Here is a 9,353-nt window from a genome sequence, read left to right as displayed (position 1 = left end):
TCGTATCTCCTAGAAGGACTGCAACGGGCTGCGCTCGCGCGCTCGATGACCCGGTCAGAGTGGTCAGAGGCGGGGGTGGATCAGAGACGCTCGTCCTCGACGAACGACTGGTCGTCGTCGTCGCCGTAGTCGTCGCCGTAGCCCTCGACGAGGGCCGACGGGTCGAACCCGGGCGGGCTGTCCTTGAGCGCGAGGCCCATGCCGGCGAGCTTGGCCTTGACCTCGTCGATCGACTTCGCACCGAAGTTGCGGATGTCGAGCAGGTCGGCCTCGCTGCGGCCCACGAGCTCACCCACGGTGTGGATGCCCTCGCGCTTGAGGCAGTTGTAGGAACGGACCGTGAGGTCGAGGTCCTCGATGGGCAGCGCCAGGTCGGCGGCCAGGGCGGCGTCCGTCGGCGACGGGCCCATGTCGATGCCCTCGGCCTCGACGTTGAGCTCACGGGCCAGGCCGAACAGCTCGACGAGCGTCTTGCCGGCCGAGGCCATCGCGTCGCGCGGCGTCATCGAGTTCTTCGTCTCGACGTCGACGATGAGCTTGTCGAAGTCGGTCCGCTGCTCGACACGGGTCGCCTCGACCTTGTACGTCACGGCGAGGACCGGCGAGTAGATGGAGTCGACCGGGATGCGACCGATCTCCTGGTCACCGGACTTGTTCTGCTGGGCCGAGACGTAGCCACGGCCGCGCTCGACCGTCAGCTCCATCTCGAGCTTGCCCTTGTCGTTGAGCGTCGCGATCTGCAGGTCGGGGTTGTGCACCTCGACCCCCGCCGGCGGCGTGATGTCGGCGGCGGTGACGACGCCCGGGCCCTGCTTGCGCAGGTACATGACGACCGGCTCGTCGTGCTCGGAGGAGACGACGAGGCCCTTGATGTTGAGGATCATCTCGGTGACGTCCTCCTTGACCCCCGGCACCGTCGTGAACTCGTGGAGCACGCCGTCGATGCGGATGGAGGTCACCGACGCACCGGGGATGCTCGAGAGCAGGGTGCGACGCAGGGAGTTGCCGAGCGTGTAGCCGAAGCCCGGCTCGAGCGGCTCGATGGTGAAGCGGCTGCGGTTGTCCGCGACGACTTCCTCGCCGAGCACGGGACGCTGTGCGATGAGCACTGTTCAGTTCCTTCCCACGGGCGCCCGCCATATGACGCCTCGTGAAACTGCCCGGTCGTGAGCCGGGCGGGTCCGGTCGTCTCGGTCTGCGACCCGACCCCGCGGACGCGTCCGGTGCGTGCCGTGGGAGACCCGCGGCACGCACCGGTGTGCGTCAGTTCTTCGAGTAGAGCTCGACGATGAGCTGCTCGGTCAGCTGCGAGTCGATCTGCTCGCGGACCGGCAGCTGGTGGACGAGCACCTGCAGGGAGCCCGGGACGACCTGGAGCCAGGCCGGGACCGGACGCTCGCCGAACGTCTGGCGAGCCAGCTCGAACGGGAAGGTCTCCACCGACTGCTTGCGGACCGTGATGATGTCGTACTGCTCGACGCGGTACGAGGGCACGTCGACGCGCACGCCGTTGACCTCGAAGTGGCCGTGCGTCACGAGCTGGCGCGCGTGACGACGCGTCCGGGCCAGGCCCGCGCGGTACACGACGTTGTCGAGACGGGACTCGAGGATCTGGAGGAGGTTCTCACCGGTCTTGCCGGGGCGGCGGGCCGCCTCCTTGTAGTACCGGACGAACTGCTTCTCCATGACGCCGTAGGTGAAGCGAGCACGCTGCTTCTCCTGCAGCTGGGTCAGGTACTCCTTCTCCTGGATCCGGCGACGGCCGTGCTGGCCGGGCGGGAACGGACGGAGCTCGAAGTTCTTGTCGCCGCCGACGAGGTCCATCTTGAGACGACGCGACTTCTTGGTGATCGGGCCGGTGTAACGAGCCATGGTTCTACCTACTTCCTTCGCTCAGGCCTGATCAGACGCGACGGCGCTTGGGCGGACGGACACCGTTGTGCGGCGTGGGCGTGACGTCGCTGATCGCGCCGACCTCGAGGCCGGTGGCGGTCAGCGAACGGATCGCCGTCTCGCGGCCCGAGCCCGGGCCCTTGACGAAGACGTCGACCTTGCGCATGCCGTGCTCCATCGCGCGCCGGGCCGCAGCCTCGGCCGCCATCTGGGCAGCGAACGGGGTGGACTTGCGCGAGCCCTTGAAGCCGACCTGGCCGGCAGAGGCCCACGAGATCACGGCACCGGTGGGGTCCGTGATCGAGATGATCGTGTTGTTGAACGTGCTCTTGATGTGAGCGTGCCCGTGGGCGACGTTCTTCTTCTCCTTGCGACGAACCTTCGTCACACGAGCCTTGGGAGGCATGTTTCTCCTACGTCAGAACTGAGTCGATGAGGACGCGACCGGCGAGGCGGTCAGCGTCACTTGGCCTTCTTCTTGCCGGCCACGGTGCGCTTCGGGCCCTTGCGGGTGCGCGCGTTGGTCTTGGTGCGCTGACCGCGCACCGGCAGGCCGCGACGGTGACGAAGACCCTCGTAGGAGCCGATCTCGACCTTGCGACGGATGTCGGCCTGGACCTCACGGCGAAGGTCACCCTCGAGGCGGTAGTTGCCCTCGAGGAAGTCACGAAGCGCCACGAGCTCGGCCTCACCGAGGTCCTTGACGCGGGTGTTGGGGTCGACGCCGGTGGCAACCAGCGCCTCCTTGGAACGGGTGCGACCCACACCGAAGATGTAGGTCAACGCGACCTCGACGCGCTTCTCGCGCGGAAGGTCGACTCCAACAAGACGAGCCATGTTGGGGGTTCTCCTGGTTTCTGTGTTCGCGGAGGTCTGGGAGCAGTCACCGGTCCGGTGCTCGGTCGCCTCGCAGAAGGGCGACCGCCGGTCCCCGGCCTCCGTGCCGGGGGTGACGTCCTGCGCCGACTCGACGGTCGGTCATCAGGGGCCGGGTGCTGCTGTCGTTCACGTGTGTCGCGTGCTGTCGAAAGGTCTGTCGACGGCGAGGGTGGTGGCTCTGCTCAGCCCTGGCGCTGCTTGTGGCGCAGGTTCTCGCAGATCACCATGACCCGCCCGTTGCGGCGGATCACCTTGCACTTGTCACAGATCTTCTTGACGCTCGGCTGAACCTTCATCTGCCTGCTGTCTTCAGATCGTGCTCCTGCTCCTCCACGGGCCGCGGTGGGCCCGTGGCGCAGCAGGCGCTGGTGGGGAATCGGGATGGTGCTTCACGCTCGTGCCGGAGCATCGGGCACCCGGGGGTGCCGCGCCGGCCCTCGCGCTCAGCGGTAGCGGAAGACGATCCGACCGCGGGTCAGGTCATAGGGCGAGAGCTCGACGACGACCCGGTCCTCGGGGAGGATCCGGATGTAGTGCTGACGCATCTTGCCCGAGATGTGAGCGAGCACCTTGTGACCGTTGGTGAGCTCGACCCGGAACATCGCGTTCGGGAGAGCCTCGACGATCGTGCCCTCGATCTCGATGACACCGTCCTTCTTGGCCATGTCCTCCATCAATCTGTCGGTGGTCGGACCGCGGTGTGACCCGACCTCGGATGTGCCCGGGTGCCCACGCACGGGGCGCAGGCGAGTACTGGATGTCGAGGCACACGACACCCAACGCACAAGACTACGCCATCGGGGGCCATTCCCTGAAATCGTCACGGGCGCCCGGCCGCACGCCCTCGCCGCCGGCCGCCGCCGGCCTCCTCTCGGGCCCGGTGGGTCGGTGGCCGGGCTCGGTCAGCCCTCGATCTCGGCCCGCCGCAGGGCCACGATGCGCTCGACGACCGGGTCCGGAAGCGGCTGGCCGACGGCGAAGCGGACCGTGCCCTTGGACAGCGAGAACCCGTCGAGGTCGCCGCGGACGGCCTCCACGACCGCTGGGCTGAACGGGAACAGGGACAGGTGCCCCTTGGCGACGGTGAACCCGACGAGGGGCCGACCGGCCAGGCGCAGGGCGGGCATGCCGTAGCTCGTGCCCTCCTCGGCATCGGGGGCGATGCGTCGCGCGACGTCGACGACGTGGCGCAGCGCCTCCTGCTCCGGCAGGGGCAGGCCGGCCAGGTAGTCGGTCAACGGCCGTGCGGGGTCCACGGAACCCCATGGTGCCGCCTCGACGCCTGCCGCGGGCGCGTTCCGGCAGGACGGGTCCGGCCCTCGATGCTGACATCTCGGGTACGGGTACGACCCACGTGTGGTCCGGCCGCCCGGGGCCCGGCACCGCCCGCCCGATCGCCTCAGCTCGGCGAGTCCCTCCACGAAAGGTCGCCGCCATGGCACTTCGCACCGGCTCCGGGAGCCGCATCCTGACCCTCGTCGTCCTCGTCTGGCTGCTCGTCGGCATCATCGCCGCCTTCCAGCGGGGCTACTTCGGCTCCGCCACGACGAGCTGCAGCCGCGTGGCCAACGCGGCGGTGACGATCGTCGCCGGCCCGCTCAACTACGTCGGCGTCCACCCGCGGATCGGGTGCACCGTGCCCCAGCCGTCCTGACCCGGACCCCCGTCCGGCTGGGCAGGTCCGCCGTCGCCGGCGTGCCGCGTCGGCGCGACGGCATACTGGCGTGATGAGCGAGCGCAGCGACGCGACAGCCCCGCCCGACCGCACGGACGTGGTCACCGCGCCGCCGGATGCCGCCGAGAGCGTCGAGGACTACCACGCGCGGATCGCCGCGGCGGCCGGACCCGACGGACGGCTGCCCGTTGCCGTCGAGGAGATGCCCGGCTGGGACATCTATCCCTACGAGCTCGACAGCCTGCGGCTCAAGCCGGTCCAGCCGCCCGCGGACGAGGAACCGCCGCGACGCGGCGAGCGGGCCGCGGACTGCTGGTGCGCCGGCGCCGACGCGGACGCGCAGACCCCGGACGCCGACGAACGGCTGGTGTGGAGCAACCCTCGGTGGCGCCTCACCCTGTCGACCGACACCGGCCTGCCGGTCATGCTCGTCCTCGCCCCGGTCGAGCACCACGACCTGCCGTCGCTGCCCGGCGACCTCGCGGCGGAGATGGGCCAGCTCGTCGTGGCCGTTTCCGACGCCGTCGAGCACGTGCCGAGCGTCGGCCGCGGTCAGCTGGCCAGGTACGGCGACGGCGGCGCGCACCTGCACCTGTTCTTCCTCGGCCGTCCCGCGCGGATGCTCCAGCTCCGTGGCTCGCCGCTCGTCGACTGGGAGGAGAACCTGCCGCGGGTGCCCCTGGAGGTTCTGCAGACCAACGCCCGGGTCGTCGCCGAGCGTCTCGTCGTGCACGTCGGCGGACGGGCCGGGCGCCTGGGCCGCTGACGTCCGTCCGGTTCGGCCGCCCGGACCCCGACGGCTCGGACGACGCGCCGGGCTCAGGCGTGGTGGCTCTGCGGCCGGGAGAAGAACAGGACGGCGACGACACCGATGACGAGGGCGAGCCCGGGCAGGAGCATGGCCTCGCTCATGGCGTCCGAGAACCCGGTGCGCACCTGCAGTGGCAGCGAGCGCCCGAACGTCTGCTGCATTCCGCCGGCGCCGGCCGCGGCTCCCGCCGCGGCCGGCAGGTCGGCGGCGAGCCGTGCCTCGATGAGGGCGGCGATGGCGGCGCTGCCGAGCACCGCGCCGACCTGGCGGGTCGTGTTGTAGACACCTGAGCCCGCGCCGGCCGAGCGCAGGGGCAGGTTGCGGGTGGCCGTCGCGCCGAGCGGGCCCCACATGAACGCGTTGCCCAGCCCCATGAGCGCCATCGGCAGGAGCAGCTGCCACGTCTGCGTCTCCGGCCGCATGACGAGGGCCACCCACAGCAGCGAGGCCGAGGTCAGCGCGATGCCGACCGCCGTGATACCCCGGGGGTGCAGGCGGTCGGCCATCCGGCCCGCGAGGGGCGCGAGCCCACCGGAGATGACGGCCATCGGCACGAGGAGCAGGGCCGACTGCGTGGGGGTCAGGCCCCGCACGACCTGGGCGTACAGCATGAACGGGAAACCCATCGCGGTGATCGAGAACCCGATGGTCGTGATGGCGACGTTGGCCAGCGAGAAGTTGCGGTCGCGGAACAGCGCCAGCGGCAGGAGCGGCTCGCGGCGGTTGCGCGCCTGCCACAGCACGAAGAGCGCGAGCACGACGATGCCGACGGCGATGAGCAGGGGTACCGAGACCCAGCCGCTGATGGTGCCCCAGTCGTAGCTCTCCCCCTCCTGCACCCCGAAGACGAGCAGGAACATGCCGACGGCCGACAGGGCCACGCCGAGCCAGTCGAAGCTGTGGCTGTGGGTCTCGAGGTGCGGGACGAGCCGGGCCGACAGGACCAGCCCGACGATGCCGACGGGCACGTTGATGAAGAAGATCCACTCCCAGCCCGGCCCGTCGACGAGCAGGCCGCCGACGATGGGGCCGACGAGGATCGCGACGCCGGCCGTGGCACCCCAGAGCGCCATCGCCTGGCCGCGAGAGGCCGCCGGGAAGGTGCGCGTGATGACGGCCATGGTCTGCGGCGTCAGCATCGAGGCGCCGAGGCCCTGGACGACGCGGGCCACGACGAGCCCCGTGATCGTCGTCGTCAGGCCGCACCACAGCGAGGCGACCGTGAAGACCGTCAGCCCCACGAGGTAGAGGTTCTTCGGGCCGTAGCGGTCGCCGAGGCGGCCGGTGATGAGCAGCGGCGTGGCGTAGGCCAGCAGGTAGGCGCTGGTGACCCAGATGACACCGTTGACGTCGGAGCCGAGCCCGCGCATGATCGCCGGCGTCGCGACGGACACGATCGTCGAGTCGACGAGGATCATGAAGAAGCCGATGACCATGGCCCACAGGGCCGGCCACGGGTTGTGCCCGTCAGGCACACCGCCCGGGACGCGCCCCGCCCCGGCCGTCGCGGCCCGGTGGGAAGCACCGCCGACGTCGACGGACCGGCCGGCCTCCCGTGCCACCGTTCGCTCGGCTGCCTGCTCGTCACCGGCCACGTCCCGCCCTCTCGATGCGTCCTGGTACCGATTCTGCGCCACCCCACCGACAGCGCATCGCCCTTTTCCCGTCGACAGGGTCAGGGGCGTCGGCGGGGGTCAGGACCAGCGCGTCGCGAGCCAGAGGGGGTCGTGGCCGGTCAGCGGGACCATCCGCCACGTGAGGTCGGCGTCGCCACCGCGCAGCCGTGCCTCGACGCGGAAGCGGTGCGGCGTCTCGATGACGATGACCTCGGCCCGGAAGGTGTCCTCCTCGACCCAGCCCCCGCTCGCGACGACGGGCAGCACCGCCCCCGCGCCGACCAGCTCGGACTCGTGCCACCCGCCGGAGGTGACCGGGACCCTGAGCCAGGTGTCGCGCCGCTGCAGGCCGAGCACGTGCCCCTCCTCGGAGCGCGTCACCGACACGGCGGTGTAGTCGGTCGTGAGGTCCGAGGCGTCCGAACGGAGGAACTCGGCGTACTCGGGGCCGAGCGCCTCCCCCGCCATCGCCGGGATCTCGAGGCCCGCGAGACGACGGGTGAGCTCCTCGTCGGCCGTGCGCGAGCCGACGCGACCGAGGGCCGGGACGACGTGCTCCCAGAGCGCGTCGAGCGTCGACTGCATCCGGGCCTGCTCGGACGTGACCGCGACGACGGTGTCGTGCTCGGGCAGGACGACGAGGAACTGGCCGAAGGCGCCGTCGCCGCGGAAGCCGTGACGCTGCATCCAGAACGAGTAGCCGTAGCCGCACGCCCAGTCCGGCTCGGTGGCGGGATCCTCGTCCACCGGACCGAAACCCCGCGTCGCCTCCCGGACCCACGCCTCGGAGAGCAGCTGCCGGCCCTGCCAGCGCCCCTGGTCGAGGTAGAGCTGGGCGACCGAGGCGATGCCCTCCGTGGTCAGGTGCGCACCGGTGAACCCGAGCTCTCGACCGAGCGGGTCACGGTGCCAGGGCACGTCGGGAAGGCCCAACGGGACCAGCAGCCGCAGCCGGAGGGCCTCGGCGAGGCCGACGCCGGTGAGGCGCCCGACGATGACCGACAGCAGGTAGGTCGCCACCTGGTTGTAGGCGAAGTGCGTCCCGGGTTCGCGGGTCGGGGCCGTCGCGAAGACGCGCGGCACCCAGTCGGCGCGGGCCGCCGGCGCCGTGCCGCTCAGGCGGTCGAAGACGTGCGCCCACGCGTCCTCCTCGTGCCCGACCGTCATCGACAGACAGTGCCTGACCCGGACGTCGTGCCACCCCTGCGGCACCGTGGCCGGGTCGTACTCGGGGAAGTGGTCGAGGATGCGGTCGTCGAGGGACAGGCGCCCCTCCTGGACGAGGAAGGCGACGGCCGTGGCGGTCAGGGTCTTCGACAGCGAGTAGCCGAGGTGCAGGCGCTCGGCGGAGTACGGCCGCCACCAGCCCTCGGCCACGACGTGGCCGTGCCGGGCCACCATGAGGCTGTGGAGGCCGAGGCGACCCGCCTCGACGGCGTCGACGAACGCGAGGAGGCCGGACGCGTCGACGTCCTGGGCGCTGGGGGTGCTGCGCGGAAGGGTCACCTCCGCACGGTACGCGGTGGCGGGACCGACCGGGGGGCGACGCGGGGCAGAGTCTGGCTGAGTCCGGGCCCAGTCGGTCCTTAGTCGGGCTCAGTCGGGCTCAGTCGAGCGGCGCGAAGGGGGCGCCGAGCCGCTCGAGCTGCTCCTTGCCGCCGTCGACCGCGGTGAGGACCCACAGGCCCTCCTGGCGCACCGCGACCGAGTGCTCCCAGTGCGCCGCGCGCGAGCCGTCGGTGGTGACGACCGTCCAGTCGTCGTCGAGCACGCGGGTGTCGCTCGCGCCGAGGGTCACCATCGGCTCGATCGCGCCGGTGAACCCGTCGACGAGCTTGGGCCCGCTCTCCCGCACGGCGTAGTTCGGGATCTGCGGGTCCATGTGCATCTGGGGACCGATGCCGTGGCCGACGTACTCGTCGACGACCCCGTACGCGTGGCCGTCGCGCTCGGCGGCCGCGTCGATGCTGGCCTCGACGGCGTCACCGACCGCGTAGAGGCGGCCCCCGACGCGCATCGCGGCGATGCCGGCGTAGAGGCTCGCCTCGGTGGCGGCGATGAGGTGCAGGTCCTCCGGACGCGCGGCCTCGGGGCCACCGACGACGGTCGTGAAGGCGGCGTCGCCGTTCCAGCCCTTGACCTCGGCGCCGCAGTCGACCGACAGCACGTCACCCGCGCGCAGGACGCGGTCGCCCGGGATGCCGTGGACGACCTCCTCGTTGACGCTCGTGCACAGCGTGTGCCGGTAGCCGGGGACGAGCTGGAAGTTCGGGACCCCGCCGTGGCTGCGGATGAAGTCCTCGGCGAGGGCGTCGAGCTGCTGCGTCGTGACGCCCTCGCGCACCTCGCCCCGGAGCAGCTCGAGGGTGCGCCCGACGAGCAGCCCCGCCTCACGCATGAGGCGCAGCTGCTCGTCGGTGCGGCCGGTCAGTCGGTGGCGTCCGAACACGGGTCTGCTCGTCGTCCTTCGGGGCGTTGG

Annotated in this window: 12 protein-coding genes; 2 read left to right on the top strand and 10 right to left on the bottom strand. The window is 71.2% G+C overall.

Annotation, left to right across the window (positions count from 1 at the left end):
* Nucleotides 1-80 precede the first annotated feature (80 nt).
* The 7 genes from AC1VM9_RS12725 to AC1VM9_RS12695 all read right to left on the bottom strand — a co-directional run bounded on the left by AC1VM9_RS12725 (nucleotide 81) and on the right by AC1VM9_RS12695 (nucleotide 4,028).
* Nucleotides 81-1,109 (bottom strand): DNA-directed RNA polymerase subunit alpha, encoded by a 1,029-nt coding sequence (locus tag AC1VM9_RS12725; protein ID WP_481343157.1) that lies wholly within the window; start codon nucleotides 1,107-1,109, stop codon nucleotides 81-83.
* 154 nt (nucleotides 1,110-1,263) lie between these two features.
* Nucleotides 1,264-1,872: a 30S ribosomal protein S4 gene (gene rpsD, locus AC1VM9_RS12720; protein WP_481343156.1), complete on the bottom strand. Its 609-nt coding sequence runs from the start codon at nucleotides 1,870-1,872 to the stop codon at nucleotides 1,264-1,266.
* A gap of 31 nt (nucleotides 1,873-1,903) precedes the next feature.
* The gene (rpsK, locus tag AC1VM9_RS12715) at nucleotides 1,904-2,299 is read right to left on the bottom strand and encodes a 30S ribosomal protein S11 (RefSeq protein ID WP_034801606.1); all 396 of its coding nucleotides are present in this window, start codon (nucleotides 2,297-2,299) and stop codon (nucleotides 1,904-1,906) included.
* 56 nt (nucleotides 2,300-2,355) lie between these two features.
* The gene (gene rpsM / locus AC1VM9_RS12710; protein WP_481343155.1) at nucleotides 2,356-2,730 is read right to left on the bottom strand and encodes a 30S ribosomal protein S13; all 375 of its coding nucleotides are present in this window, start codon (nucleotides 2,728-2,730) and stop codon (nucleotides 2,356-2,358) included.
* A gap of 224 nt (nucleotides 2,731-2,954) precedes the next feature.
* Entirely contained in the window at nucleotides 2,955-3,068 is a 114-nt protein-coding gene (gene rpmJ, locus AC1VM9_RS12705) for a 50S ribosomal protein L36 (RefSeq protein WP_006592630.1), read from the bottom strand.
* A 147-nt stretch (nucleotides 3,069-3,215) separates the two neighbouring features.
* Entirely contained in the window at nucleotides 3,216-3,437 is a 222-nt protein-coding gene (gene infA, locus AC1VM9_RS12700; RefSeq protein ID WP_006946284.1) for a translation initiation factor IF-1, read from the bottom strand.
* 237 nt (nucleotides 3,438-3,674) lie between these two features.
* On the bottom strand, nucleotides 3,675-4,028 hold the full coding sequence (locus AC1VM9_RS12695) for an iron chaperone (protein WP_483122906.1): 354 nt from the start codon (nucleotides 4,026-4,028) through the stop codon (nucleotides 3,675-3,677).
* Between the two features lie 179 nt (nucleotides 4,029-4,207).
* Between AC1VM9_RS12695 and AC1VM9_RS12690 the strand changes: the two genes are divergently transcribed.
* Both AC1VM9_RS12690 and AC1VM9_RS12685 read left to right on the top strand, forming a co-directional pair.
* Nucleotides 4,208-4,426: a hypothetical protein gene (locus AC1VM9_RS12690; RefSeq protein ID WP_481343153.1), complete on the top strand. Its 219-nt coding sequence runs from the start codon at nucleotides 4,208-4,210 to the stop codon at nucleotides 4,424-4,426.
* Between the two features lie 73 nt (nucleotides 4,427-4,499).
* A complete protein-coding gene (locus AC1VM9_RS12685; protein WP_483122905.1) occupies nucleotides 4,500-5,213 on the top strand; it encodes a hypothetical protein in 714 nt (237 codons plus the stop codon).
* A 53-nt stretch (nucleotides 5,214-5,266) separates the two neighbouring features.
* Here AC1VM9_RS12685 and AC1VM9_RS12680 read toward each other — a convergent pair whose 3' ends face one another.
* The 3 genes from AC1VM9_RS12680 to map all read right to left on the bottom strand — a co-directional run bounded on the left by AC1VM9_RS12680 (nucleotide 5,267) and on the right by map (nucleotide 9,323).
* Entirely contained in the window at nucleotides 5,267-6,694 is a 1,428-nt protein-coding gene (locus AC1VM9_RS12680) for a DHA2 family efflux MFS transporter permease subunit (RefSeq protein WP_483124012.1), read from the bottom strand.
* Nucleotides 6,695-6,952: 258 nt separating this feature from the next.
* Nucleotides 6,953-8,380, bottom strand: a complete 1,428-nt coding sequence (locus AC1VM9_RS12675) for a serine hydrolase domain-containing protein (RefSeq protein ID WP_483122904.1) — start codon at nucleotides 8,378-8,380, stop codon at nucleotides 6,953-6,955.
* A 100-nt stretch (nucleotides 8,381-8,480) separates the two neighbouring features.
* Nucleotides 8,481-9,323, bottom strand: coding sequence for a type I methionyl aminopeptidase (gene map / locus AC1VM9_RS12670; protein WP_483122903.1), 843 nt, complete (start codon nucleotides 9,321-9,323; stop codon nucleotides 8,481-8,483).
* Between the last annotated feature and the right edge of the window lie 30 nt (nucleotides 9,324-9,353).

Source organism: Monashia sp. HAY1-11D, assembly GCF_056868035.1.
The sequence above is the reverse complement of the archived record's forward strand: the minus strand, read 5'-3'. Positions and strand labels throughout refer to the sequence as shown.

Bases quoted from the DNA above. Each gene is read 5' to 3' on its own strand.
- rpsD (WP_481343156.1), bottom strand. From the start codon at position 1,872: ATGGCTCGTTACACCGGCCCGATCACCAAGAAGTCGCGTCGTCTCAAG.
- rpsK (WP_034801606.1), bottom strand. From the start codon at position 2,299: ATGCCTCCCAAGGCTCGTGTGACGAAGGTTCGTCGCAAGGAGAAGAAG.
- rpsM (WP_481343155.1), bottom strand. From the start codon at position 2,730: ATGGCTCGTCTTGTTGGAGTCGACCTTCCGCGCGAGAAGCGCGTCGAG.
- rpmJ (WP_006592630.1), bottom strand. From the start codon at position 3,068: ATGAAGGTTCAGCCGAGCGTCAAGAAGATCTGTGACAAGTGCAAGGTG.
- infA (WP_006946284.1), bottom strand. From the start codon at position 3,437: ATGGCCAAGAAGGACGGTGTCATCGAGATCGAGGGCACGATCGTCGAG.
- AC1VM9_RS12690 (WP_481343153.1), top strand. From the start codon at position 4,208: ATGGCACTTCGCACCGGCTCCGGGAGCCGCATCCTGACCCTCGTCGTC.
- AC1VM9_RS12685 (WP_483122905.1), top strand. From the start codon at position 4,500: ATGAGCGAGCGCAGCGACGCGACAGCCCCGCCCGACCGCACGGACGTG.
- AC1VM9_RS12680 (WP_483124012.1), bottom strand. From the start codon at position 6,694: ATGGTCATCGGCTTCTTCATGATCCTCGTCGACTCGACGATCGTGTCC.